The 26,167-nt window shown below is 70.0% G+C and carries 15 protein-coding genes; 9 read left to right on the top strand and 6 right to left on the bottom strand.

Annotation, left to right across the window (positions count from 1 at the left end; genetic code table 11):
* Positions 1-89 precede the first annotated feature (89 nt).
* Entirely contained in the window at positions 90-782 is a 693-nt protein-coding gene (locus RWP81_RS02380) for a Pr6Pr family membrane protein (RefSeq protein WP_314451893.1), read from the bottom strand.
* A gap of 644 nt (positions 783-1,426) precedes the next feature.
* Between RWP81_RS02380 and RWP81_RS02375 the strand changes: the two genes are divergently transcribed.
* On the top strand, positions 1,427-2,713 hold the full coding sequence (locus RWP81_RS02375; protein WP_314451891.1) for an adenylosuccinate synthase: 1,287 nt from the start codon (positions 1,427-1,429) through the stop codon (positions 2,711-2,713).
* Positions 2,713-3,918 (top strand): beta-propeller fold lactonase family protein, encoded by a 1,206-nt coding sequence (locus RWP81_RS02370; protein ID WP_314451889.1) that lies wholly within the window; start codon positions 2,713-2,715, stop codon positions 3,916-3,918. The genes RWP81_RS02375 and RWP81_RS02370 overlap by 1 nt, the downstream gene beginning before the upstream one ends.
* A 53-nt stretch (positions 3,919-3,971) precedes the next feature.
* Here the strand turns inward: RWP81_RS02370 and RWP81_RS02365 are convergent, their stop codons facing one another.
* The 4 genes from RWP81_RS02365 to RWP81_RS02350 are packed head-to-tail and all read right to left on the bottom strand — an operon-like array spanning position 3,972 to position 9,091.
* Complete coding sequence (locus RWP81_RS02365) at positions 3,972-5,924, bottom strand: beta-L-arabinofuranosidase domain-containing protein (protein ID WP_314451888.1); 1,953 nt, start codon at positions 5,922-5,924, stop codon at positions 3,972-3,974.
* 2 nt (positions 5,925-5,926) lie between these two features.
* Positions 5,927-6,835 carry a carbohydrate ABC transporter permease gene (locus RWP81_RS02360; protein ID WP_243222982.1) on the bottom strand — a complete coding sequence of 303 codons (909 nt, stop codon included), beginning with the start codon at positions 6,833-6,835 and terminating at the stop codon, positions 5,927-5,929.
* Position 6,836: 1 nt separating this feature from the next.
* On the bottom strand, positions 6,837-7,742 hold the full coding sequence (locus RWP81_RS02355; protein ID WP_314451883.1) for a sugar ABC transporter permease: 906 nt from the start codon (positions 7,740-7,742) through the stop codon (positions 6,837-6,839).
* 53 nt (positions 7,743-7,795) lie between these two features.
* Entirely contained in the window at positions 7,796-9,091 is a 1,296-nt protein-coding gene (locus tag RWP81_RS02350) for a sugar ABC transporter substrate-binding protein (protein WP_314451881.1), read from the bottom strand.
* A 145-nt stretch (positions 9,092-9,236) separates the two neighbouring features.
* On the opposite strand from RWP81_RS02350, the gene RWP81_RS02345 reads away from it, so the two are divergent.
* The 6 genes from RWP81_RS02345 to RWP81_RS02320 all read left to right on the top strand — a co-directional run bounded on the left by RWP81_RS02345 (position 9,237) and on the right by RWP81_RS02320 (position 24,628).
* On the top strand, positions 9,237-10,271 hold the full coding sequence (locus RWP81_RS02345; RefSeq protein WP_235561221.1) for a LacI family DNA-binding transcriptional regulator: 1,035 nt from the start codon (positions 9,237-9,239) through the stop codon (positions 10,269-10,271).
* A 136-nt stretch (positions 10,272-10,407) separates the two neighbouring features.
* Entirely contained in the window at positions 10,408-15,894 is a 5,487-nt protein-coding gene (locus RWP81_RS02340; protein ID WP_314451875.1) for an Ig-like domain-containing protein, read from the top strand.
* Positions 15,895-16,059: 165 nt separating this feature from the next.
* Positions 16,060-19,092 carry a family 43 glycosylhydrolase gene (locus RWP81_RS02335; RefSeq protein ID WP_314451872.1) on the top strand — a complete coding sequence of 1,011 codons (3,033 nt, stop codon included), beginning with the start codon at positions 16,060-16,062 and terminating at the stop codon, positions 19,090-19,092.
* Between the two features lie 87 nt (positions 19,093-19,179).
* Complete coding sequence (locus RWP81_RS02330) at positions 19,180-21,474, top strand: beta-L-arabinofuranosidase domain-containing protein (RefSeq protein ID WP_314451869.1); 2,295 nt, start codon at positions 19,180-19,182, stop codon at positions 21,472-21,474.
* Positions 21,475-21,491: 17 nt separating this feature from the next.
* Positions 21,492-23,456 carry an Ig-like domain-containing protein gene (locus RWP81_RS02325; RefSeq protein ID WP_314451866.1) on the top strand — a complete coding sequence of 655 codons (1,965 nt, stop codon included), beginning with the start codon at positions 21,492-21,494 and terminating at the stop codon, positions 23,454-23,456.
* Positions 23,457-23,524: 68 nt separating this feature from the next.
* Positions 23,525-24,628, top strand: coding sequence for a LacI family DNA-binding transcriptional regulator (locus tag RWP81_RS02320; protein WP_314451862.1), 1,104 nt, complete (start codon positions 23,525-23,527; stop codon positions 24,626-24,628).
* Here the strand turns inward: RWP81_RS02320 and RWP81_RS02315 are convergent.
* Positions 24,588-25,712, bottom strand: coding sequence for an AI-2E family transporter (locus RWP81_RS02315; protein ID WP_314451859.1), 1,125 nt, complete (start codon positions 25,710-25,712; stop codon positions 24,588-24,590). The two genes, RWP81_RS02320 and RWP81_RS02315, sit on opposite strands and share 41 nt — an antisense overlap.
* Before the next feature lie 80 nt (positions 25,713-25,792).
* Between RWP81_RS02315 and RWP81_RS02310 the strand changes: the two genes are divergently transcribed.
* Complete coding sequence (locus RWP81_RS02310) at positions 25,793-26,098, top strand: chorismate mutase (protein WP_314451857.1); 306 nt, start codon at positions 25,793-25,795, stop codon at positions 26,096-26,098.
* The last annotated feature ends 69 nt before the right edge of the window (positions 26,099-26,167 follow it).

Genomic DNA, 26,167 nt, shown 5'->3' with positions numbered 1-26,167 from the left:
CCGCGCGTCAGGCCGGACGGATCCCGCGCGGTACCGCTGCGCGTGAGTCGGGACGGGTGCCGCGGGTGAGCGCGCGTCACCGCTGCGCGTCAGGCGGAACGGATGCCGCGGCGGCGACCGACGGCGACCGTTCCGAAGGCGAACCCCACGATGACCACGGCGATCGCGACGATGTAGAAGATCACGCTGCCCCACCCGGCGGCGTTCGGGTCGAGGAACGGATACGGGTACCAGTACGGCGCTCCGGTGGTGGGGTTCGTGATCTGCGGCGCGCGCAGCATCGTGTAGATCACCCAGGCGATGGGGAAGATCGCCGCCGTCAGGGCTGCGCGCCAGGGGAGGCGCCGACGCCCGGGGCCGAGCAACAGATCGAGCAGCAGGAAGAGCGGGCCCCAGACGTGCAGGATCTCGTTCGACCAGGGCACCGTCTCGGGCTGCAGGGGCAGGCCGCGCAGCAGCAGGTTGTACACGACGCCGGTGACGAGCATGTAGGTGGTGACCCAGGCCAGGACGGTCGCCAGGGCGAGCGGTTCGGGGCCGGTGCGGCGGCCGCGCACGAAGAACCGCACGCCCACGATCAGCAGCACGATCGCCGCCAAGACGTTGGAGAGGATCGTGAAGAAGCTGAAGAAGTTCGCCACGATGGTGACCACGTGCCGCCCGGCTTCGACCGCCCCTGTCACCGACGAGACGAACTGCGCGATCACCGCGACCGCGATCATCGCCGCCGCCGCGATGCGCGCGGCGTTCCATCCGACGGCCCACTCGCGCGTTCGCAGCATCGACCCAGGGTAGCGCCGGCGCGTCCCGGCGTCTCGGGTTCGCACCGTTCGCGGCGAGGCGGGGGGGGCGCGCTCGGGCGGGGCCGGGGGGGGGGGCGGGGTGGCGGGCGGGGGTTGGGTGGGTATGGGGCGGGGGGTGGAGATTCGGTGAGGGGAGGACGCGGGAGCGTCCATTGCTCCTCCGCTCGCGGCATCCCCTCCCCTCGCCGCCGTCATGCACCCTTCGGCGACCGCCCCGTGTCCCGCTCACCCCGCGGGGCCACCGCCCGCATCCTCGGGGCCGGGGGGAGGAGATCCGGCGAGGGGAGGACGCGGGAGCGCTCATTGCTCCTCCGCTCGCCGTATCCCCTCCTTTCGCCACCGTCATGCACCCTTCGGCGACCGCCCCATGTCCCGCTCGCCCCGCGGGGCCACCACCGGCATCCTCGGGGCCGGGGGGAGGAGATTCCGTGAGGGGAGGACGCGGGAGCGTCCATTGCTCCTCCGCTCGCGGCATCCCCTCCCCTCGCCACCCGCCCCTGCCGTCTCGCCGCCCGCACCGCTCGCCGGTTCCCCGGCTGGTCGCCTCGCCCTGTCGAGGGGGGCCGTGTCGGACCCGCTCGATAGGATGGGGTGTACCGCCGGACAACATGCGAGGAGCACTCATGCCCGGAATCGTGATCGTCGGCGTCCAGTGGGGCGACGAGGGCAAGGGCAAGGCCACCGATCTGCTCGGTGAGCGCACCGACTGGGTGGTGAAGTTCAACGGCGGCAACAACGCCGGGCACACCGTGGTCATCGGCGACGAGAAGTACGCGCTGCACCTGTTGCCCAGCGGCATCCTGTCTCCGGGTGTGACGCCCGTGATCGGCAACGGCGTCGTGGTCGACCTCGAGGTGTTGTTCTACGAGCTCGAGGCGCTCAACGCCCGCGGTCTCGACACCTCGCGCCTGAAGATCAGCGCCAACGCGCACATCATCACGCAGTACCACCGCACCCTCGACAAGGTCACCGAGCGCTTCCTCGGCAAGCGCATGATCGGCACCACCGGTCGCGGGATCGGCCCGGCCTACGCCGACAAGATCAACCGCGTCGGCATCCGCGTGCAAGACCTCTTCGACGAGAACATCCTGCGCCAGAAGGTCGAGGGCGCGCTCGATCAGAAGAACCACCTGCTGGTGAAGGTCTTCAACCGTCGCTCGATCACGGTCGACGAGATCGTCGAAGACCTGCTCTCGTTCGCCGAGCGCGTGCGTCCGATGGTGGCCGACACGTCGCTGCTGCTGAACGACGCTCTCGAGGCCGGCGACGTCGTCGTCTTCGAGGGTGGCCAGGCCACCATGCTCGACGTCGACCACGGCACCTACCCGTTCGTCACGTCGTCGTCGGCCACGGCCGGCGGGGCGTCGACGGGTTCCGGCGTCGGCCCGAACCGCCTCGACCGCATCGTGGGCATCGTCAAGGCCTACACGACGCGCGTGGGCTCGGGCCCGTTCCCGACCGAACTCTTCGACGAGAGCGGCGACTGGCTGCGTTCGCGGGGCTTCGAGTTCGGCACCACCACGGGTCGTCCGCGCCGCGTCGGTTGGTACGACGCGCCCATCACGCGCTACGCCACGCGCATCAACGGCATCACCGACCTGGTGCTCACCAAGCTCGACATCCTCGGCGGACTCGAGCAGATCCCCGTGTGCGTGGCCTACGACGTCGACGGCGTGCGGTACGACGACCTGCCGGTGAATCAGACCGACTTCCACCACGCGAAGCCGATCTACGAGAACTACCCGGGCTGGAGCGAAGACATCTCGTCGGCGCGCACCTTCGACGACCTTCCCCAGACGGCGCAGGAGTACGTCCTCGCGCTCGAGAAGATGAGCGGCACGCGCATCTCGGTGATCGGCGTCGGCCCCGCGCGCGACCAGGTCATCGTGCGCCACGACCTCATCGACTGATGCGGTTCTGGGTCGGCGCGTACACCCCCGACGCAGGTTCGGCGGAGGGTGTCGGCATCCTCCAGGCGGGGGCGGTCGACGCGCCCGACGCCGGCGGCCCGCTCGGCATGGTGGGCACGGCCGTCGCCGCGCCCGGCTCGCCGTCGTGGCTCGCCGCCCACCCGACGGCGCCCGACATCGTGTACGCCGCCGTCGAGTTCGACGGCACGGTGCAGGCCTACCGCCGCATCGGCGAGACGCGCTTGGCTCCTCTCGGCCGCCCGGTCGATGCGGGTGCGGCCGTCTGCCACGTCGCCGTCGCACCCGACGCGTCGTTCCTCGTCACGAGCTGCTGGGGTGACGGACGGGTGGTGCGCATCGACCTGGATGCCGAGGGCCGCCCCTCCCGCCCGATCATCGCCGGCGAGGCCGCCGACCCGTATGGGTCGGGCGAGTCGCCGGAGGGCACCGTCTCGACCGGCGCGCGCGTGTCGGGGGCGGTGGTGCCCGACCTCGCGGCCGCGGCGCGCGCCCTGCGCACGGCGGCGGGCGAGGAGTTCTCGCACCTGATCCCCGCCTACGACGACATCCCCGAGACCGACGCCGAATCGGAGGAGGCTGTCGCCGGTGACCGCGTCTCGCGGGCGCACCAGGCGATCTTCCTGCCGGGCGGTGTCGTGGCGACCACCGACATGGGCTACGACCTCGTGCGGTTCTGGCGATCGACCCCGGGCGGCCTGCGGCTGGCGCAAGAGGTCGTGCTGCCGCAGGGGAGCGGTCCGCGTCACGGGATCTGGCATCCCTCCGGGCACCTCTACGTCGTGACCGAGCTCAGCTGCGAGGTCTTCGTGCTGGCCGCCGACCGCGCCGGTCGGTGGCAGGTGCGCTCCGGCGAGCAGCTCCTCGGCACGCTCGACACCGACACCGCCGCAGAACTGTGCGCGAGCCGCGACGGCTCGACGCTGTACGCCGGTGTGCGGGGCAGCGACACCGTCGGCGTGCTGTCGGTTCGCGGCGCCGGCGAGGCGCTGCAGCTCACGGCGCTGGCCGAGACCGGCACGCACTGGCCGCGCCACCACGTCGTCGTCGCCGACACCCTGCTCGTCGCCGGCCAGCTGGCGCACGAGATCGTCTCGCTGCCGTTGGATACCCGCACCGGCGTTCCGGGGCGCGTGCGTCACCGCACGCCGTCGCCGTCGCCGACGCGGCTGCTGCCGATGCGCTGAGCCGGCGCCCGCGTACACGGGACGCCGGCTCAGGGGCCGATCCGCGGGGTCGTTCAGGCGGTCGGCATCCAGACCCTCATCGTGGACGGACCGCGGTTGCCCCAGTCGTGATATGGGACGAGCGCGACCCGGCTCGGTTCAGCATCCGGCGCAGCGGGACCGTCGCCGAACGGCCACCCGCCGGCGGTGGGGGTGCGGTCGGCGATCTGCACCCAGACGCGACCGTCGCCCTCGACGGGGAGCGCGGCTGCGTCGAGGACGACCTCTCCGACGTCGTCTCCCGAGTTCAGATCCACCGACTCGAGAGCGAGGACCTCCGGACCCCGCTCGATCGCGACGCACCCGCGGATGGCGTCGATACGCGGATCGGGGACCACGACGCGCGGCGCCATCGGCAGGTCCAACTCGACGACGTCGCCGGCACGGAACGCGCGCGTCACGTGGGCCCACCCCGCGTCGACGGCCGTGTCCTCCGTGACGGAGCCGTCGCTCCACACGCGCACTCCCGCACCCCGGGCCCACTCCGGGACGCGCAGTGACAGAGTCCAGGCCTCATCCGAAGCGTGGTCGACGGTGATGCGGACGGTGCCGTCGCTCGGATAGGCGGTGTCGACGTGCAGTGACACGTCACGACCGTCGTCGAGGGTCGTGCGGATCTCAGCCGGTGCGTACTGGTGGATCTGGATGCCGCGATCGTCGGCCGTGGCGACGTAGGCGTCGAGACTGGCGAGGGTCCGGGCCACGTTCGGGGGACAGCACGACACCTCGAACCACGGTGCGCGCAGCGACGAGGAGGCGCGCGGCGAGGTCGCGTTCGGGTCGGGCACCACACCGGGGACGCGCTGATGCAGCGTGTTGGCGTAGAAGAAGCTGCGGCCGTCGGCGGAGGGCGAGGTGGCCACCACGTTGAAGAGCGTGCGCTCGATGAGGTCGGCGTAGGCGGCGTCGCCCCCGGACAGCAGCAGACGCCACGCGAACATCACCGACGCGATGCCGGCGCACGTCTCGGAGTACGCGCGGTCCGACGGCAGCTCCCAGTCATCGCCGAAGGCTTCGTCCTGATGGTGGGAGCCCTGGCCTCCCGTGATGTAGGTGCGGCGTCCGCGCGTACGGGTCCACTGTGCGCGCAGCGAGGCCAGGAGGTCGTCGTCACCGCTCTCGACGGCGACGTCGACGGCGCCGGCGGCGAGGTAGTTCGCCCGCACGGCGTGGCCGCTCAGGGCGGTGGCGTCGCGGACGGGGACGTCGTCTTGGAAATAGCGACGGCCCCACTCGATGTCGGAGAGCGTCGCGTGTCCGCGGCGCGCGACGAACAGCGCTGCCTGCGCGGCGTACCGCTCGTCACCGGTGACGCGCGCCAGTTCGGCGAGGGCGGCTTCGATTTCGGGGTGACCGCAGAAGGAGGGGATCCCCTCGGCGCCGAAGACATCGCAGACGAGGTCGGCGGCGCGCCGGGCGATGACGAGGAGACCGTCGTCGGCTCCGGGACGCGTGCGCTCGCGTGCCACGGCCGCCTGGAAGAGGTGGCCGAGGCAGTAGAGCTCGTGGCCCCACTCCAGATCGGACCACCGCGGCTGCTGGCCGACCCGGCCGAACTCGGTGTTGAGGTAACCGTCGGCCTCCTGGGCCGCGCCGACCCGGTCGACGACGGCGCGGAAGGTGCGCTCGAGATCGGCGTCGGCGTGACGGCCGATCTCCCACGCCGCGGCTTCGAGATATTTGTACACCTCCGAGTCGCTGAACTCCCGCCCGCGGCGTCCGGCGGGCAGTGTGCCGGCCGCGGCGCGATCGAAGTTCGGCAGCCAGCCCTCGGACTCGAGACGGCCCAGGATGTGGGACAACGTGTGTGCGGCGTTGACGGCTTGGCGCTCACCCCAGAACCCGCCGGTGATACGGACTTCGTCGAGGCCGAGCGGCCGCAGGCGCGAACGGGAGGGGACGACGGGGGCGACGACGGTGCGGGCCGTGGCGGAGTCGAGCGGACGGGAGGGAAGTGTGGTCGACATGGTCATCCCTTGAAGGCGCCGGACATGAAGCCGCGCACGTAGTGACGTTGGAGGATCAGGAACAGGACGATGCACGGCAAAGCGAGGACGACGACACCGGCTTCGGTCACGCCGTAGTCGATGACGCCCATGGTCTGGCCGCGGAGGTTCGCCACGGCCAGCGGCAGAGTGATGCGCGACTGGTCGTTGATGAGGATGAGCGGGGCGATGAAGTCGTTCCACGCGGTGAGGAAGGCGAAGAGACCCACCGTGATGAGTCCGGGTTTGACGGCGGGCAGGAGCACGCGCCAGAGCGCACTGAAGCTCGTGCAGCCGTCGACGAGCGCGGCCTCGTCGAGTTCGCGGGGGACGGACTCGAACGAGATGCGCATCATGAACATCGAGAAGGGCAGCTGGAACATCGTCAGAACCAGGGCGACGCCCACGAGCGAGTTCTGCAGACCCACGGCGTTGAGGATGACGTACAGCGGGATCAGCAAGGTGGCGTACGGCACCATCAGGATCGCCAAGACCGACAGGAACAGCAGGTTCTTGCCCGGGAACGAGAAGCGGGCGAACGCGTAGCCGCCGAGGAAAGAGATCAACAGGGTCAGCACGACGGTCAGGACCGAGACGAACAGCGAGTTGCCGAGGTAGACCCAGATGCCGGATTGGAAGTTCGCGAGCTTCTCGTAATTGCCGAAGCCCCATCCCTCGGCCTGGTTCGTGCCGGCCTGCGGGCTCACCGAGGCGACACCGGTCCACACCAGCGGGTACAGGAAGATGATCGCGAGGGCGCCCGTGAAGACCTTGCCGGGCAGGCCCCACAGCATCGGTCCGCTCGGCCGCGATCGACCGCGGTAGCCGGGGGCGACGATGGCGCGGGTGCTGCCCGTGACGGGCGTGCGCGGTCGGATGTCGGTCGTGGCCATGTCAGGCCTCCTCGGGACGACGGAACGCGCGCAACTGCACGGCGTTGATGATGACGAGGGCGAGCAGGATGACGACCGACAGCGCGGCGGCGATGCCGAGGCTGTTCTGCCCCTGGAAGGCGATGTTGTAGATCAGCTGCACCACGGTCATGGTGCTGTTGTCGGGACCGCCCTTGGTCAGGATGTAGAACTGGTCGAACGCCAACAGCGACCCGGTCACGCACATCACCGTGGTGAGCGCGAAAGTGGGGCGAAGCAGCGGCACCGTGATGTCGCGGAAGATCTGCCACCGCGACCCGCCGTCGATGCGCGCCGCCTCGTAGATCTCCTCCGGGATGCCCTGCAGGCCGACGAGCAGCAGCAGCATGTAGAACCCGGCGAACCGCCAGACGATGAGGAACACCGTCGACCACAGGGCGCCCTCGGGAGAGCCGAGGAAGGTGATGCCCCACGACTCCATGAGTCCGGCGAACGGCCCGGCGATGGGGGAGTAGAGCACGTAGAAGAGCAGGGATGCGGATGCCAGGCCCAGCGCGCTCGGCAGCAGGAACGCCGTCCGCAGGAACCCCTTCCAGGCCGTGGACTCCTGGACCAGGAGCGCGAGACCGAGGCCCAGGCCGATGAGCAGGACGGTCGTGATGGCGGTGTAGAGCAGCGTGAACCGCACCGAGTCCCAGAAGAGACGGTGGGTCACGGCATCCACGAAGTTCTCGGGGAAGTTCGGACCGCTGTTGCCGCGCAGCAGGGGCCAGTCGGAGCCGGACATCTGCAGCACGAGCAGGAGGGGGATGACGAAGAGCGCGACGACGAACAGGGCTGTGGGGGCGGCGTAGAGCCAGCCCTGGACGGGACCGCCCAGCGCCGTGCGGCCGTACCGTGAACGGCGGGGCGAAGTGGTGAGAGCCACGGTGTTCCTTCCGGGGGTGTGGGGGTGCCGCCGGGACGGCACCCCCACGGGGATTACTGGGACAGGACGGCGGTGATCTCGTCGTTGTCGGCGTCGACGGTGTCGGTGCCGTTCAGGACGGCGTTGCGCACGAGCGTCAACCAGGGGCTGCCGGGAGCGTTGAACGCCTGCTGGAAGTTCAGCGCCACGGGCGTCTTGCCCTTGCCGGCGACCTCGTTGATCGCCACTTGCCGGGGGTCCTTCGAGGAGAACTCGTTGTCGGCGAGGTCGGAACGCGCGACGGTGCTGCCGTCCTTGGCGAGAACGCCCACCTGCGCGTCCTCGGACGTGAGCCAGGACAGGAAGTTCCACGCCTGCGCGGACTGCTTCGAGTCCTTCGAGATGCCGACGCCGTCACCGCCGACGAAGGTCGACTCGCCGCCGTCGACACCCGGGATGCCGGAGACACCCGCGTCGAAGGACAGCCCCGACAGCAGGGTGGCGGGGAACGGCATGATGCCGACGTTGCCCTCCTGGAAGCCGGCGACCCAGGTGGCGCCGGTCTCGTCGGCCGACCCGGGGGCGACGGCGCCGGCGGCGTCGAGGTCCTTCCAGGTCGAGTAGACCTCCTTGGCCGCGTCGTTGTTCAGCAGCGACTCGGTGCCGTCGGCGCCGAGCACTTCGTCGCCGGACGCCCAGATGGAGGGGAACCAGGTGAAGAGCAGGCAGCCGCCGCAGTTCAGCCCCGTCGAGGTGCCCGAGACTCCGGGCTTGTTCAGCGCCTGCACGGCCTTGGCGGTCTCGGCGAAGTCGGCCACCGTGGCGGGGGCCTTCTCGGGGTCGAGCCCCGCCTCGGCGACCAGGTCCTTGTTCCACATCATCACCGAGAGGTCGAGCACGAAGGGCAGGACGTGTTCCTTGCCGTCGAGGGTGCCCGCGTCGAGGTGACCCTGGTTGATGGTGTCCTTGTACGACAGCCCGTCGATCTGCGCCGAGATGTCCTGGAAGAGCCCCTGCTCGACCCAGTTCGGCACGTAGACGATGTCGGCGGCGAACAGGTCGGGGAGTCCGCCCGAACCCGCGGCGGCGCCCACCTTGGCGACGTAGTCGTCATTGGGGACCACGGTCAGCTCGACCTGGTTCTGGTGGCTGGCGTTGTAGGCCTCGACGAGGAGCTTCGCCTGCTTCTCGAGGGGTGCGCGCGTCCACAGGGTCAGGGTCGAACCGTCGTCGGTGCCCTCGGCGGGGATGTCGGCCGGTGCGGTGGCGGTCGAGCCGCCCGAGCACGCGGCAAGTCCGCCGACGAGAGCGCTCGCGGCCAGGATGGCCGTCGCGGCCCGAAGGGCGAAGCGGCGCCGGGATGGGGTCATTGCAGTCTCCTCTAGCTCTTCATTGAGCGGATGCGACAGTCGGGGTCGGCACCGCTGGCGGGGTGGTCATCGAAATAACCGAAATCCCTTTCGGGACGGTAACGTGTGTGTTGCCGATCCGTCAAGACGGCGGAAGGTAACGAACATGAAACGGAAGCCGATGACGACCGATCCCGTGCGCGCAGCCACGCTGAGCGATGTGGCCCGCCGCGCCGGCGTCTCGATCGCCACGGCGTCGAAGGCGCTCAACGGTCGCGGTGACGTCGCCGCGGGGACGCGGCAGCGCGTCATGGAGGCCGCGGCAGAGCTCGCCTTCACCCCCAACGCCATGGCGCGCGGTCTGCTGGCCGGGCGCACCGGCACGGTGGGCCTGCTGACCAACGACCTCGACGGTCGTTTCGTGATCCCCATCCTCATGGGCGCCGAGGACGCGTTCGGGGCGGGGCAGATCAACGTCTTCCTCTGCGATGCGCGCGGAGACGCGATACGCGAACAGCACCATCTGCGCGCGCTGCTGAGTCGCCGGGTCGACGGCATCATCGTCGTGGGGCGCCAGACCGACCCCCGTCCCTCGCTGGGACAGGAGCTGCCGGTGCCCGTCGTCTACGCCTACTCCCCGTCCGACGACCCCCGTGACCTCTCGCTCACCCCCGACAACTACTCGGGCGGGCGCCTGGCGATCGAGCACCTGCTGGCCTGCGGTCGGCGCCGCATCGCCCACATCTCGGGCGACCCGTCGTACGCCGCCGCCCAGGACCGCCTGGCCGGGGCTCGTGCCGCACTCGCGGCGGCGGGCCTGGACTTCGTCGGTGAGCCGATGTTCGCCGCGTGGAACGAGCACTGGGGCCGTGACGCGGCCGCGATCCTGCTGGAGCGGCATCCCGAGGTGGACGCCGTGTTCTGCGGTTCCGACCAGATCGCCCGCGGTGTCCTCGACACCGCGCGCGACTTCGGCCGCGACGTTCCGGGCGATCTCGCCGTCATCGGGTACGACGACTGGGAACTTCTCACCGAGAACGCCCGACCGCCCCTCACGAGCATCAACGCCAACCTCCAGCAGCTCGGCCGACAGGCCGCGCAGCGGGTCTTCGATGCGATCGACGGCGTCGACGTCGGCGCCGGGACGCACCCCATGCCGGTCAAGCTCGTCATCCGCGCATCCACGATCGCGCGGCGCTGATTTTCGGAGTTCTGTCGCGTTTTCGGTGATGTTTCGAAATTACCGAAAACGATTGCGAAACATTCTCCGCCCTCGGTAGCGTGCCTCCCACGCACCCGCTGCTCATCGACGAGCAGCGCCGAGAGGAACAGACACAGTGGACTGCAATCCGACGACCCCCCGTCGCGTCGGGCGTTCCGCGATCGCCGCAGCGGCGATCGCGACGGTGCTGGCAACGACCTTCGTGGTCGCGCCGGCGAACGCCGCGAACACCGACATCGGCTACCCGACGTTCTCGGGAAGCCCGACCCCCGTCCCCGACACGGGAGTGACCTACACCCCCGGTAATCAGCTGCAGAGGATCTTCGACGCTGATCTCGCCGCCGGCGCGGGTTCGAGCGCGTCGAGCGACTTCTGGATGGACGAGATGCTCGCGCGCACCGGCGACGCGGGCAGCTTCGGCGACAACAACCAGTGGTTGTTCACGCGCGGGCGTGCCGCCTTCATGAAGGAGCACAACCCGGCAGTCCTCGGCTTCGGCGGTCAGCTCGCGTATTGGGAGTCCATCGACGGGCGATCCGGCTACACGATCGTCGCCCGCATCGGCGGGAACGAGGTCGGTCTGACCGAGGACGTCGCCCAGCGCAAGCAGACGCCCAGCTACTGGCGGAGCGTCCACCGCGGCGGTGGCATCGAGGTCGTGCAGACGAAGTTCATCACCGACGCCAACGTGCTCGTCACCAACCTCGAGGTGCGCTCGACCGGCGGGTCCGTCGACGTCGAGCTCGTGGCATCCTCCCCCTACGCCGTCACCGCCGAGGGTGACGAGCTCGTCGGCCACGTTCAGGCGCTGAACGACCTCACGAAGCTGTCGCCCCGTTTCTCGGGCGACGGGTTCGCCCCCGCGGGCGAGACGCTCACCCGCACGCTGTCGGTGCCCGCCGGGGGCTCTGCCACCGCGAAGGTGCAGCTCGGCCTCGTCACCGACGAGATCGCCGCCTCGCGCACTGACTACGACGCGACCCGGGCAGAGTCCGCGGGTGAGGCGTACACCGCACACGTCACCGCCTACAACAAGTGGTGGGCCGACAACGTGCCCTACCTCGACACCCCCGAAGACAACATCGACAAGACGCTCTACTACCGCTGGTGGCTGATGCGCTACAACTTCCTCGACGCCGACATGCCGGGCAACACCTACCAGTTCCCGGTCGCCATGGAGGGTGTGCTCGGGTACAACAACTCGATCGTGCTCACCACGGGCATGTTCATCGACGACCTGAAGTACTTCCGCGACCCCATCTACTCGTACGGTCCGTGGGTCTCGACGGGCGAGACGAGCAAGAGCTACAAGTTCGTCGACAACCCCGGCGACCCCGCCAACTGGTCGAACAGCTACACCCAGTACATCTCCGAAGCCGCGTTGCGCTCCTACCAGCTGCACGGCGGGCCGACCGCGATCGCGAAGAACCTGGCCGAGTACGCCGAGGACGACGTGAAGGGTCTCGTCGACGCCTACGACTTCAACAAGAACGGCCTGATCGAATACAACTGGGGCGCGATGACGGGCAACGACGCGGATGCCGTGTCGTTCCACTGGAAGGGCGGCTACCAGGACCGCACCGAGAACGCGTACCTCTACTCCAACGCCCTCGCCGCGGCCGAGGCGTACCGCACGGCCGGCGACACCGCCAAGGCCGACGAGATGCAGGCGTTCGCGGAGAACATCAAGACCCAGGTCATGAAGGTCCTGTGGAACCCGGACCGCAAGCTCCTCGAGCACGCCATGGCGAACAACGGCGAGCACGTGCCGTGGAAGGAGATCAACAACTACTACCCGTTCTCGGTGGGCCTGGTGCCCAAGCCCGGCGACGCGGACTACAACGACGATTACGTCGAGGCGCTGCGCCTGTTCGCCGACGACAAGCAGTACCCGATCTTCCCCTTCTACACCGCGAACCAGGCCGACCAGGCGGCGTACAACGCCACCGGCGGCCAGGGCAGCAACAACTTCTCGGTCATCAACTCCACGGTGACCTTCCGGATGCTGTCGAAGGTGCTGCGCGACTACCCCACCGACGCGATCGACGCCGAGTGGTACAAGAAGCTGCTGTATTGGAACGCGTGGTCGCACTATCAGAACGGCGGCGACAACCGTCTGCCCGACCAGAACGAGTTCTGGGCGAACGGTTCCGCCGACCCCCAGAAGATCGACTACCGCTCCTGGATCCACCACACGATCCTCGGTGCGACGAACTTCACGATGATCGAGGACGCCATGGGTGTGCGCACCCGCAGCGACGCCAAGATCGAACTCGACCCGATCGACATCGGCTGGGATCACTCCACCGCGAACAACATCCGCTACCGCGACCGCGACCTGACGGTCACCTGGGACGCCCCCGGTGGCGAGCGGCACTACGGCGACGACGTGCCCGAGGGATACTCCGTCTTCCTCGACGGCACGCTCGCCTTCACCGTCGACAAGCTGTCGCACGTGGTCTACGACCCCGCCAGCGGCACCGTGGAGGTCGTCGAAGGTGACGCGAAGGTCACCACCGCCGCGGCATCCGCGGTGAAGGCCCCGCAGGACGTGCGCTTCGCGGATGACGCCCGCGTCGTGGACCTGTTCGCCAAGGCGGGCGCCGACGTGCGCACCGAGAGCACCGGCAGCGCCAACCTCGCCACCTCCGCGACCGCGTCGTTCTCGGCCGCGGGCCGCGAGCCCGCCGGCGCCGTCAACGGCACGACGATCAACGAGCCCTTCTGGGGCACCGCGGGTTCGCCGAACGCCGAGGACTCCCTGACCGTCGAGCTCGGCGGTGAGAAGACGTTCGACGACGTCCGCACGTACTTCTACGACAGCTCCTCCACGGCTACGGCGGCCGGCTACACCGAACCCTCGGTGTACACCCTCGAGGTGCGCCGGAACGGCCAGTGGTCGACGATCCCGCAGCAGGCTCGCACCCCCGCCTACCCGCGGGCCAACTACAACCACGTGCAGTTCCCGGAGGTCACCGGCGACGCCGTGCGCCTCACGGCGACGCACGCCGCGGGCGCCAAGACGGGGGTGAAGGAACTGCAGGTGTTCTCCACGGGCATCGCCGCTCCGGCATCCACGAACCAGGCACCACTGGTCACGGCGTGGCAGGACAGGCAGGCCTCGGCCGGCGGGTCGGCGGCCCTCGTCGGCACGGTGAAGGACGACGGTCTGCCGGGCGGCGAGCTCAGCGCGCGCTGGAGCGTGGTGACCGCCCCCGAGGATGCGACGGTTCTCTTCGACGATGCCGCGGCGGCCTCCACCACCGCTCGTTTCTCCGCGAAGGGCGAGTACGTGCTGCGGCTGTCGGCGACCGACGGCGAGCAGACCTCTGAGACCGATGTGACGGTGCAGGGAGACGTGGCGACCCAGGGCGCCAACGTCGCACCCGCCGCGACTGCGACCGCCTCGTTCACCGCGGGATGGAACAAGGTCGGTGCGGTCAACGACGGCAAGATCCTCTACAACGGCGGCGCCAGCACCGACGTCTGGGGCACCTGGGCCGGCGGAGACAACCCCGCCACCCGATGGGTGCAGTACGACTGGAACGAACCGCAGCGCGTGTCGGGTGTCGAGATGAACTTCTGGTCCGACCAGGGCGACCCCGCGTCGAACCAGGGCGTGAACGTCCCGAGCGCATGGAAGGTGCAGTACTGGGATGGCGCCGCGTGGGCGGACGTGCCGGCCGCGTCGGAGTACACCCTCGAGCGGAGCGCGCCCAACACCGTTACTTTCGGTGCCGTGACGACGACGCGCGTGCGCGCCACGCTCTCGGCCACCGGCTCGGGCTCGACGTTCGCCGGCGTGGCCGTCAGCGAATGGAAGGTCTTCGCCGACGCCCCCGTCTCGATCGAACCCATCGACGTCCGCACCGCCGTGGGCACGAAGCCGGAGCTCCCGGCGACGGTGGATGCCACGTTCTCGGACGGCAGCCACGCCGACCTCGCGGTCACGTGGGCCGAGGTCGCCGACGCGCAGGTCGCCGGCGAGGGGAGCTTCCCCCTCTCGGGCATCGTCCCGGGCTCGCCGGTCGCCGCCAAGGCCACGGTGTGGGTGCGTGCGACGCCTCCCGGCCAGATCAACCAGGTGGATGCCGTGACCACGCGCACCCTGCCGGGTGTCGCACCGGTGCTGCCCGAGACCGTGGGCGTGTTGTTCAACGACGGCTCGCGCCAGGACCTCCCGGTCACGTGGAACGCGGTGGACGCCGCGTCCTACGCATCGTCGGGCACGTTCACCGTGGAGGGAACCGTGCAGAGCGATCTGCCCGGCACCAAGGCCGCCTCGGCCGCGGTGACCGTCGACGGCGGAAGCACCGACACGAAGGCGCCGACCGTGGCGCTGCAGGTGTCGCCGGCCGCCCCCGGGTCGGGCTGGTACACCCAGGCGGTCACGGTGAACGTCACCGCCACCGACGACCAGGATCCCGCTCCCCGCGTCGAGGTGCGCGTCGGTCAGGGCGAATGGACGGCCTACACCGCCGCGGTGTCGGTGGGCGATGACGGGTCGCACGTCGTGCAGGCACGGGCGACCGACGCCGCGGGCAACACGTCGCCGGTGGCGGCGCAGACCGTGCGCATCGACACCACGGCTCCGGCCCTCGAGGTCACGGCCGACGCGGTCTCGCGCACGGTCAAGGCGACCGCGACGGACGCCGGTTCGGGAGTCGCCTCGATCGAGTACCGGCTGAACGGCGGCGTCTGGTCGACCCTGTCCGGCACCGTGCTCGTCGGGCTCGACGAGACGAAGGTCGAGGTGCGGGCAACCGACAAGGCGGGCAAGGTCTCCGCGGTCGTCGAGAAGACGGTGCCGAAGGCCGACGGCACGCAGAAGCGCAACGTCGCTCTGCTCGCCACGCCCACGGCATCCGGAACCGCCGGATGGAACAGGGTGACCGGCCTGAACGACGACGTGCAGCCCACCGCATCGGGCGACGTCACGCCGAACGACAACCCCAACGTGTGGGGAGTGTGGCCGGCCGTCACCGACCAGTGGGTGCAGTACGACTGGAAGGAGCCGGTGCGCATCGGCGAGCTGGGCGTGTACTTCGTGTCGAACATCGACGCGCAGGGCCTCGGCATCGACGTCCCCGCCGCCTGGAAGGCCGAGTACTGGGATGCCGCGACCAACGCCTGGCTCCCGGTGAAGAACGCGGGGGCGTACGGCACCGCGAAGGACACCTACAACACGGTCTCGTTCGAGCCGGTGACCACGACGAAGCTCCGTCTCGCGCTCGACCCGGTCGGTACCGAGCAGGGCAAGGGCAGCGTCGGCATCAAGGAATGGCAGGTGTGGGAGGCCCCCGAGGCGTCTGCACCCGCTCTCGACGTCGCCGTGAGCGCAGCCAGTCGAGCCATCGCGGGGAAGGCGTACGTGATCGCGACCGCGAAGAACACCGACGACGTGGCCGTCGATCTCGTCTTCTCCAGCGCCTACGGGACGAAGACGGTGAAGGGCGTCCAGCCCGGAAAGACGGTGAGCGCGTCGTTCAACTCGCGGGCGGCGAGCATCCCCGCGGGAGTCGCCACGGTGACGGCGAGCGCCACGGTCGGCGGTGCGTCGGTGACCGAGACATTCGAAGCGCCGTACGGCGCACTGAACTGACGGGAGGGGAACGGGGGTGGGTTCGTCCCATCCCCGTTCCCCCCTCGTTCCGATCGCGAGACACCCCTTCCTCTGTCCCGAACGCCCGCGCCCGACTCGCACGGAGCACCCGGGAGAGGAGTACCTCCCCAGACCACCGACGCGACATTCCCTCGAAGGAACCTCATGACCAGACACACCGCTCGTCGGCTCCTGTCGGCATCCGCCGCCGCGAGCCTCATGGCAGGCCTCCTGGCGCTGACACCCGTCAGCCCCGCGGCCGCCCTTCCCAACCCCCTGCTCGGCGACGGGTCGGTGTACTCCGCCGACCCGGCCACCCTCGTCGTCGACGACACGCTGTACGTCTACGCCGGCCGCGACGAAGCGGGCCCGACGACGAACGACTTCATCATGAACGAGTGGCAGTCGTTCTCGACGACCGACGTCGAGGACGGCGAGTGGGAGAACCACCCGGCGCTGATGCGGCCGGAGCAGGTGTTCTCGTGGGCGACCCCGGGGCGCGCCTACGCGGGCCAGGTCGTGCAGGGCGCCGACGACCGTTTCTACTGGTACGTGCCCGTGCACGAGGCCGGGAGCACCTCCGTCGACCCGTTCGGCATCGGCATCGCCGTGTCCGACACCCCCTCGGGGCCGTGGACCGACTACGCCGGTGGTCCGATCGTGTCGCAGAAGATCCTCGGCAATGACGCCCACAACATCGACCCCACCGTGTACGTCGCCGACGACGGCCGCGTGTGGATGTATTGGGGCAGCTTCAGCCGCCTGTTCGGTGTCGAACTGGCATCCGACATGAAGACCCTCGTCGGCACGCCGACCGAGATCCGCAGCGGGGTCGACGGGTTCTTCGAGGCCGCCTGGCTGTTCGAGCGCAACGACACGTACTACCTGGCCTACGCGGCGAACACCGCGGGCCCCGACAGCTGGTGCACCCCCGCGGTGTACCACGCGTGCATCGCCTACTCCACGGCGCCGACGCCGATGGGTCCGTGGACCTCGCAGGGCCGCGTGCTCGCGCCGGTGTCGTCGACGACGAGCCACCCCGCCATCACCGAGTTCAAGGGCGAGTGGTACATGGCGTACCACACCGCCGATGCGGTCGGCGGGAATCACTTCCGCCGCTCGGTCGCCGTCGACAAGGTCGAGTGGGACGACTCGGTCACACCCGCGCGGATGAAGCCGGTCGTCACCACGCCGGTCCGCGACGACGACGCGACCCCGTCGCAGAACGTCGCGCCGTGGGCGACGGCATCCGCCTCCAACGAGCCGATCCCGGTGCAGTACTGGATCGCGGCGCTCAACGACGGCATCGTCCGTCCGAACCCGCTGCCGCCGGACATGTGGGGCTCATACGCGGCGGACCGCCCCGCAAGCCAGTGGGTGCAGTACGACTGGGCGGAACCGGTACGCGTCGATCGCTCGTCGATCCAGTTCTGGAGCGATCGCGAGCCCGGGACCGGGGACGGCGTCTCGGCCCCCGCATCCTGGTCGCTGCAGTACTGGGACCAGGGTCGCTGGAACGACGTGCAGAACCCCAGCGGCTACCCCACGACGGTGCGGCAGATGCACGAGGTGACCTTCACCCCGGTGACGACGACGCGCCTGCGGGCCGTGATGAACGCCGCCCCCGGCACGTCCACGCCCGTGAAGTACTCGGCCCTCGCTGTCGAGGAGTGGTCGGTCGCGACCGTCGCCGCCGACGGCTTCGAGCCGGCCACCACCCGCACGCTCGTGGGTGAGGCTCCCGAACTGCCCGAGACCGTCGCGCTCGTCTACGGCGCCGACCGCGTGGCCGCGCCCGTGAAGTGGGATGCCGTCGACCCCGCGTCGTACGCGACGACCGGCACCTTCACGGTCGCCGGTACCGCGCAGGGCTACGCCGCCGGGCGCGTCGAGGCGACCGTGACGGTCGTCGGCGCCGACACCTCGCCGGACACCGTCGCCCCGGCGGTCGGCATCGAACTGCGCGGACCGAAGGGCGCCGGCGATTGGTACGTCGGGCCCGTGACCGCGCGGGTCACCGCCACCGACGACCGCGATGTGCGCTCGCGCATCTCGGTGGGGATCGACGGCGGCGCCCTGACGGACACCGCCGACGTGCGCCGCGTCGACACCGTCGTGGCCGCCGACGGCTCGCACACCGTGATCGCGCGGGCGACGGATGCCGCCGGCAACTCCTCGGCCGACGCCACGGCCGCGTTCCGTATCGATGCGACGGCCCCTCGGGTGACCGCGCAACTCGATGCCGCCGCGCGCTCCGTGTCGGCGACGGCGACAGACGGAGGCTCCGGTCTCGTCGGGCTCGAGTACGCCATCGACGAGTCCGCCACCTGGAAGCCGCTCACGGGGGCGGTGGCTGCGCCCAGTGTGGAGCGGCACGTCGTCCTCGTGCGGGCCACGGATGCGGCCGGCAACGTCTCGACGCCGACGGCGACCACCATCCCGCGCTCGCCCGACGCGCCGTTGACCGGCAACGTGGCGCGCTTCGCGACCCCGACCGCGTCGTCGGCCTCGGGCTGGGCGCCCGTCGACAACGTCATCGACGGGTCGACCACGACCGGTTGGGGCACCTGGCCCCGGGTCGGGGAGCAGTGGGTACAGCTCAGCTGGGAGCGCCCGGTGCGGCTCGATCGCGCGGGTGTGCAGTTCGGGCGGGATGCCGCCGACGCCGCGAACGCCGGACTCATCCCCCCGCGGTCGTGGGTGCTGCAGTACCGCGACGCCGCCGGCACCTGGCGCGACGTCGACACCGACGACACGTACGCCCGGTCATCGGACGCCGTGAACGAGATCACCTTCGCCGCGGTCGAGACGACCGCTCTGCGCGCGCTCATGCAGTCGTGGGGTGCGCAGGAGGGTCAGGGCTCCGCCGCGATCCAGGAGTTCGAGGCGTGGGCCGCCGAGGCGCCCGCTCCGACGCTGGTGATCGAGTCGTCGGCGTCGACGCGGATGATCGCGGGCAAGGCGTACGTGATCGCGACCGCGAAGAACAGCGATGACGTCGCCGTCGATCTGGTCTTCACCAGTGCGTACGGGACCAAGACGGTCACGGGCGTGCAGCCGGGGAAGACGGTGAGTGCGTCGTTCACCTCGAGGAAGTCGTCGATACCCGCGGGAGTGGTCACGGTGGCGGCCAGTGCCACCGTCGACGGCGCGCAGGTCACCGAGACCTTCGAGGCGTCGTACGGCGCCCAGAACTGACGTCCTGGGGAGGGGGCGGGTTCGCCTGCCCCCTCTCCTCCCCGACACGAATCCCCCGATCCGCTCGATGAAGAGAAGAGACCGCCCATGACCCCCATCGATCCCCCCGTCCTCACCCGGCGCGCCCTGCTCGGATCGAGCGCCGTGGGTGGCCTCCTCGCCGCCTCGGGCGCGCTCTCGGCGTCGCCCGCCACAGCCGCCGCACCCGCGGCATCCGCCTTCCGCCTGCCGGGACTCCAGCACTCGGCCGCGGTCGTCCGGGCCGCGGCCCGCGAGGTCACGCCCGACGCGTGGGCACTGCAGCCGTTCCCGCTGAGCGCGGTGACCCTCGGACAGAGCGTCTTCACCCGTGCGCAGAAGCAGGCTCTGATCCTCAACCGCGCCTACTCCGTCGACGCCCTGCTGGCGGTGTTCCGCCGCAATGCGGGACTCGACACCCGCGGCGCGACACCGCCGGGCGGATGGGAGGAGTTCGGTCCGGCTCCCGACGATCAGCGCTGGGGACCGTCGGAGTACCGCGCAGGGCAGAACGTCCGCGGCGCGGGCGGGCTGCTCCGCGGGCACTTCGCCGGGCATTTCCTCAGCGGCCTCTCGATGGCGTACGCGTCGACGGGCGAGGGCGCGCTCGCGCAGAAGGTCGGAGCCTTCGTCGCGGGGCTCGAGGAGTGCCGGGTCGCTCTGGCCGCACAGAAGGTCGGTACGGCGTCGAGGTACTCGCATCCGGGCTTCCTCTCCGCCTACGGAGAATGGCAGTTCTCCGCTCTGGAGAACTACGCACCCTACGGCGAGATCTGGGCGCCGTACTACACGCTGCACAAGATCGTGGCGGGACTGCTCGACGCGCACGCCTATACGGGGAACACCCTCGCGCTGACCCTGGCCGAGGGGATCGGCCACTGGGTGTACTCCCGGCTGTCGAAGTGCGCCCCGGCGCAGCTGCAGAGAATGTGGTCGCTCTACATCGCGGGCGAGTGCGGCGGCATGAACGATGTGCTCGTCGAGCTGTACTGGCGGTCCACGGACCCCGCCCGCGAGGAGTTCCTGCAGGCGGCGAAGCTGTTCACCTACGACGCCCTGGTCGACGCGTGCGCCGCCGATCGCGACACGCTCGACGGCCGGCACGCCAACCAGTACATCCCCACCTTTTCGGGATACCTCAAGCTCTACGACCAGACGGGTGAGGAGCGCTACCGCACGGCCGTGACGAACCTCTTCGGCATGGTCGTCCCGGGCCGTGCCTACGCCCACGGCGGCACGGGCGAGGGCGAGCTGTGGGGGCCGGCCGACGCGGTCGCCGGAGACATCGGCAAGCGGAACGCGGAGTCGTGCGCCGCGTACAACATGCTCAAGATCGCGCGCTCGCTGTTCCTGCACGACCAGGACCCGGCCTACATGGACTACTACGAGCGCACGGTGCTCAACCACATCCTGGGCGGCCGCCGCGACGCCGAGTCGACGATCAGTCCGGAGAACTGCTACATGTTCCCGGTCAATCCCGGTACCCGCAAGGAGTACGGCGACGGCAACATCGGTACGTGCTGCGGCGGTACCGCCCTCGAGAGCCACGTGAAGTACCAGGACACGATCTACTTCCGCTCGAAAGCGGGGGACGCGCTCTACGTCAACCTCTACATCGCGTCGACCGTCGACTGGAGGGAGAAGGGGCTCACGCTCGTGCAGATGTCGTCGTACCCCGAGGCCGACACCTCGACGCTCGAGTTCACCAGCGCCCCGGCGGGTTCGTTCACGCTGCACGTGCGCATTCCCGCGTGGGCGCGCGGAGCGACCGTCAGCATTAACGGCGAGCGGACGGATGCCGACACGGCGCCCGGCACGTACGTCGCCCTCACCCGCTCGTGGGCGACGGGCGACAAGGTCGCCGTCACCATTCCGCTCAGCCTGCGCGCCGAGCCCACCCCCGACCGCCGCGACATCCAGGCGCTCGTCTACGGCCCGGTCGTGCTGACGGCCATCGACTCGTCCACGCGGTACGCGAGCCTGGCGCTCTCGTCGAAGGCCGGTCTCGACGGCTCGATCAGCCGGGGCGTCATACGGCGCAGCGGCAACGTCTTCGAGATCGACGGGCGTACGTTCGAGCCCGCCTATTCGGGGAGAGACGTGGCCTACCACATGTACTTCCAGCGATCCGAGCCCACCGTCGCCTTCGCCGGCGTCGACTCGAAGGTGCGCAATCCGACACGCGGTCAGGGCGGGCCGAGCCTGCTCGAAGAGGTCTGGGCGAAGGCGCCGTTCGCCAATCGGACGGCCTTCCTGGATGCCGTGCGCTCGGTGTCGCAATCGTTCACCGACGCGAACCTGCTCACCGCCCGCGACCGCCAGAAGGTGCTGCTCGCTGCCGGCCGTGCCCCGATCGACGCGTGAGAGCGAGAGGCCCCATCATGCATGCACCTCGTCTCGTCTCCCGGGCGTCCGTCGCCCTCGTCACGCTCGCCCTCGCCCTCGGGACATCCGCGGCGATCCCGTCGCCCGTCGCCGCCGAGACGCCGGGCAACATCGCCGTCGCCTCCGGCGAGCACGCCCCCGACGTCGCGGTCAGCTACGTCCCGCCGTGGAACTCCGCCGCTGCCCTCAACGACGGCGCATCGAGGCCCACCGACAGCCTGAACGCGATGTGGGGCACGTGGGGCGCCAGTCCGGTCCCCGACACCGACGTCGCGACCTACACCTGGGACACCCCGGTGACGGTGTCGGCATCCACTCTCTTCCTCTGGCAGAACGCCGGGGTCGGTGACGGCGGCGTGCGCGTCCCCGCGGGATGGTCGCTGGAGTATCAGGATGCCGCCGGCGACTGGGCACCCGTGCGCGGTGACGACGTCACCTACCCGTTGCCCGCTTTCGACCCGGCGCAGCCGAAGACGTCGCTGGCGCCGGTGGACGTCGTCTTCGACGCCGTGACCACGCGGGCGCTGCGGCTCACCCTCGAGCGACAGGTCGTCGACGGCCAGCCCCACGCGACGAGCGTCATCGAGTGGGAGGTGTCGGGCGTCGCCGCTCCCGACGACCCCGATCCCGAGCCGAGCGACGGTTTCGTGGCGGCGGAGGACGTCGCCGTGCGCACCCTCACCGGTGTGCTGCCGTCGCTGCCCTCCCGCATCTGGGTGGTCGACGCCGACGCGCCCCTGCGCGAGGCCTCCGTCACCTGGGATGCCGTGACGCCGGCCGCCGTGGCCCGGCCCGGCACCCTCGCGGTCACCGGACGGGTGAGCGGATACGAGGGCCAGACGGTCGCGGCCACGGTGTTCGTCGCCGACGACTTCTCGCAGGCGATGACCTCCATCGACTACACCTCGGTGATCACCGCTCCGGGAGTGGCTCCCGTGCTGCCCGCCACCGTGCGCGCCGCGTTCGACGACGGCACGGCCGCCAGCGGCGTTCCCGTCACCTGGGACCCCGTCGCGCCGGAGGCCTATGCCGATGCCGAGGCGATGTTCGACGTGTCGGGAACCGTCGCGGGCTTCTCCGCGGGGGCACTCGCGACCGTGTTCGTCATCGCTCCGGTCGATCAGACGACACCCCTGGTCTCCATCGCCTTCGACGCCGCTCCCGAGGGCTCCGGCTGGTACATCATGACCCCGAAGGCGGTCGTGACGGCCCAGAAGACCGCCGCCGACATCGCCTCGATCGAGGTCAGCCTCGACGGGGGCACGACGTGGCGGCCGTACACCGAGCCGGTGGCGGTCGACGTCCAGGGAGAGGTCACCGTCCGTGCGCGCGCCACGGCGACCGACGGCGCCGTCGGCGAGTCGCGGGCGAGCGCGAAGATCGACACCGTCGCGCCGGTCACCGGGGACCGGATCGAGGTGGTCGACGGGGTCTCGGCCCTCGTGACCCTTTCGCCGACCGACGCCCAGCCCGGTTCGGGTCTGTCGCGCACGGTCTGGTCGGACGGACCGGATGCCGACCCTGCGGGTGCGTCGAACAACATGTTCGCCACCTACGAGAAGCCGTTCTCGGTGGAGCTGACCGACGCCCCGCGCTTCGTGCACGTGCGATCTCAAGACGCCGCCGGCAACGAGGAATCGACCCGGACGATCACGCTTCCACCGCGCACGACGACACCCGTTCTCGAGATCGAGTCGTCGGCGGTGACGCGGATGATCGCCGGTAAGGCCTACGTGATCGCAACGGTGAAGAACACCGACGATGTCGCGGTCGACCTGGTCTTCACGAGCGCGTACGGCTCGAAGACGGTCATGGGTGTCCAGCCGGGGAAGTCGGTGAGCGCATCCTTCTCTTCGCGAGCGGCGACCGTCCCCGCCGGACAGGTGCTCATCGGGGCCACCGCCGTCGTGGGTGGGCAGGAGGTGTCGGTGGAGCGAACGGCCGACTACCGCGCGCTCTGACGAGACGGCCGGGTCGAGGTCCTCGACCGCGGCCCGGCCGTCCTTCCCTTCCGATCCGGAGGAACCCCATGCCCCAGCCACCGAGCCGGCCCTGGCATCGACCCAGCATCTACGACGTCGCGCGTCTCGCCGGTGTCTCGCACCAGACGGTGTCCCGCGTCCTGAACGACCACCCTCACGTGCGCACGTCCACGCGCCTGCGCGTCCTCCGGGTGATCGACGAGATCCACTACACGCCCAACATGGCCGCTCGCGCGCTCGCGACGCAGCGCGCGCGGCGGATCGGGGTGCTGATCGACGGTCCGGTGCAGAACGGTCCGAATAGCACCCTGCGCGCGTTGGAGAGGGCCGCGCGAGAGGTCGGGTACGCCGTGAGCGCGTTCTCGATCGGCGATGATGACGCGTCGCAAATGGACTCCGCGGTCATGGAACTGGTCACCCAGGGCGTCGATGCGCTGTGCGTGATCGCGCCCCGGGAGTCGTCGCTGGATCTTCTGCGTCAGCAGACGACGGGCCTGCCGACGATCGTCATCAAGGCGGAGGCCGACCCGACCTGGCACACGGTGGGAGTCGACCAGCGCCGAGGTGCACGGCTCGCCGTCCGGCACCTCATCGACCTGGGGCACCGCACGATCGCCCATCTGGCGGGCCCGATGGACTGGTTCGACGCGCGGGAGCGTGCTCAGGGGTGGCGGGAGTGTCTCGCCGAGGCGGGGTTACCGGAGGGCCCCTACGTGATCGGCGACTGGACGGCGGATGCCGGGTTCGAGTTCGGTCGGTCGTTCGACCTGGGGGACACCACCGCGGTCTTCGCGGCGAACGATCAGATCGCGCTCGGTGTCGTCCACGGGCTGCACGGTCGCGGCATCCGCGTTCCCGAAGACGTCAGCGTCATCGGCTTCGACGACGTCTCTCACGCGCGGCACTTCCTGCCCCCGCTGACCACCGTGCGCCAGAACTTCGCCGAGCTCGGCGTGCTGGCGTTGCAGCAGCTCATTGCCGCCATCGAGGGTGACGTCGAACCCAGCCACGACACCATCCAGCCGGAGCTGATCGTTCGCGAATCCAGCGCGACCGTCGCCGCGCAGGTGCGCGTCGCGTCGGGGGCATCGCGCCGCAGATGGAACGTGCCTACTTCTTGGCATCCTGTCGCGGGATCACGATCTGCTTGATGATCAGCAGCACCGAGGCCGTCACGGGGATCGCGACGAGGGCTCCCAGCAGGCCGAGCAGCGTGCCGCCGACGAGCGCGCCGATCACGACCAGAGCTCCGGGGACCGAGATCGTACGGTTCATCACGCGCGGCGTCAGCAGATATGCCTCGATCTGCATGTACACCAGGTAGACGATCGCGAAGATCAGGCCGGCGGTCGGGCTGACGATGAGGGTGAACACCGTCGCCGTCGCCCAGAAGAGTACGGAACCGACGAGAGGGATCAGGGTGATCCCAAATGCGAGGGCGGCGAGGAGGGCGGCGAACGGCTGCTGCAGGATGGTCAGCACGATGAACGCGAAGATCGCGTTGCACAGGGCCAGCACGACCATGCCGGCCAGGTACCCGCCGACCGAGTCGGTGATCTGGCCCGTCATGTCGGAGACCGTGGCGCGGCTGCGCGCGGGGGTCAGGCGCACGAGGCTGTTCTTCATGCGGGGCAGGGATGCCAGGAAGTACAGGCTCAGCACGAGCACGATGATCGCGCCCGAGATGAACGTGCCGATGGAGATGCCCACCTGCAGCAGACCGCCGCCGATGGCCGCGATGTTGGTGGGGTTGGTGACGAAGCTCTGAACCTCTTGGAGGACATCGCCGAGGCTGTCGCCGAAGTTCGCCTCGACCCACCGCACGGCGTCGCTGTCGATGAGGTCGTTGGTGAAGGCGGGGATGTCGCCGATGAACTGCTCCACCTGGCGCACCACCGGCGGGATGAGTAACCACAGCGACCCGGCGAGGACGATGGCGAGACCGCCGAAGACGATCACGATCGACCACGCGCGAGAAAGGCCGCGGCGCATCAGCATCCGCACGAGCGGGTCGAGCGCGAGGGCGACGAACAGCGCGATCGCGATGTAGATGAGGACGGTCGAGAGGTTCGACAGGGCCAGGGCCAACAGGATGGCCGTCAGCCCGCCCAGAGTGAGGAAGAACCCGGCGGCGTAGGGTCGCGACACCGCGGTCCACATCGGCCTGTCGCGTGACGTGGCGGCCCCGGCTTCGGCGCCTACGGCGGTGGGGTCGGGGCGCGTCGATCGGCTCATGGTCACACTGTAGGACTCCCGGGTCGCGGCGTACGCAGCCTCGCTCGGCGCGGTAGGGTCGAGGCGATCTGGGAGGACACATGACCGACGCCGACCCCTCGACGATCCTTCAGGGGCTTCGCGGCAGCATCGACAACATCGACGCCGCGTTGATCTTCCTCCTCGCCGAACGCTTCCGCTGCACGAAGCAGGTCGGCGTGCTCAAGGCCCAGCACGGGATGCCGGCCTCCGATCCCGCGCGCGAGGAGCAGCAGATCGCGCGACTCACGCGCTTGGCCGAAGACGCCGACCTCGATCCGGCCTTCGCCGAGAAGTGGTTCAACTTCGTCGTCGCCGAGGTCATCCGCCACCACCGCTCCGCCGCCGCGCAGCCCGCGGCGGACTGACCCGCGCCCCCGCCCGTCGGGACCCGCGCTCCCGCCCGAGGTCCCGGCATCCACCCCCGTCCTACCCGG

The sequence above is a fragment of the uncultured Microbacterium sp. genome, from assembly GCF_963521695.1.
In the GTDB taxonomy this organism is placed as follows: Bacteria; Actinomycetota; Actinomycetes; order Actinomycetales; family Microbacteriaceae; genus Microbacterium.
This window is presented reverse-complemented; position numbering and strand designations above follow the sequence as displayed.

Excerpts from the sequence above, each read along its gene's own strand:
- RWP81_RS02380 (WP_314451893.1), bottom strand. The coding sequence starts at position 782 with ATGCTGCGAACGCGCGAGTGGGCCGTCGGATGGAACGCCGCGCGCATC.
- RWP81_RS02375 (WP_314451891.1), top strand. The coding sequence starts at position 1,427 with ATGCCCGGAATCGTGATCGTCGGCGTCCAGTGGGGCGACGAGGGCAAG.
- RWP81_RS02370 (WP_314451889.1), top strand. The coding sequence starts at position 2,713 with ATGCGGTTCTGGGTCGGCGCGTACACCCCCGACGCAGGTTCGGCGGAG.
- RWP81_RS02365 (WP_314451888.1), bottom strand. The coding sequence starts at position 5,924 with ATGTCGACCACACTTCCCTCCCGTCCGCTCGACTCCGCCACGGCCCGC.
- RWP81_RS02360 (WP_243222982.1), bottom strand. The coding sequence starts at position 6,835 with ATGGCCACGACCGACATCCGACCGCGCACGCCCGTCACGGGCAGCACC.
- RWP81_RS02350 (WP_314451881.1), bottom strand. The coding sequence starts at position 9,091 with ATGACCCCATCCCGGCGCCGCTTCGCCCTTCGGGCCGCGACGGCCATC.
- RWP81_RS02345 (WP_235561221.1), top strand. The coding sequence starts at position 9,237 with ATGAAACGGAAGCCGATGACGACCGATCCCGTGCGCGCAGCCACGCTG.
- RWP81_RS02335 (WP_314451872.1), top strand. The coding sequence starts at position 16,060 with ATGACCAGACACACCGCTCGTCGGCTCCTGTCGGCATCCGCCGCCGCG.
- RWP81_RS02330 (WP_314451869.1), top strand. The coding sequence starts at position 19,180 with ATGACCCCCATCGATCCCCCCGTCCTCACCCGGCGCGCCCTGCTCGGA.
- RWP81_RS02325 (WP_314451866.1), top strand. The coding sequence starts at position 21,492 with ATGCATGCACCTCGTCTCGTCTCCCGGGCGTCCGTCGCCCTCGTCACG.
- RWP81_RS02320 (WP_314451862.1), top strand. The coding sequence starts at position 23,525 with ATGCCCCAGCCACCGAGCCGGCCCTGGCATCGACCCAGCATCTACGAC.
- RWP81_RS02315 (WP_314451859.1), bottom strand. The coding sequence starts at position 25,712 with ATGAGCCGATCGACGCGCCCCGACCCCACCGCCGTAGGCGCCGAAGCC.
- RWP81_RS02310 (WP_314451857.1), top strand. The coding sequence starts at position 25,793 with ATGACCGACGCCGACCCCTCGACGATCCTTCAGGGGCTTCGCGGCAGC.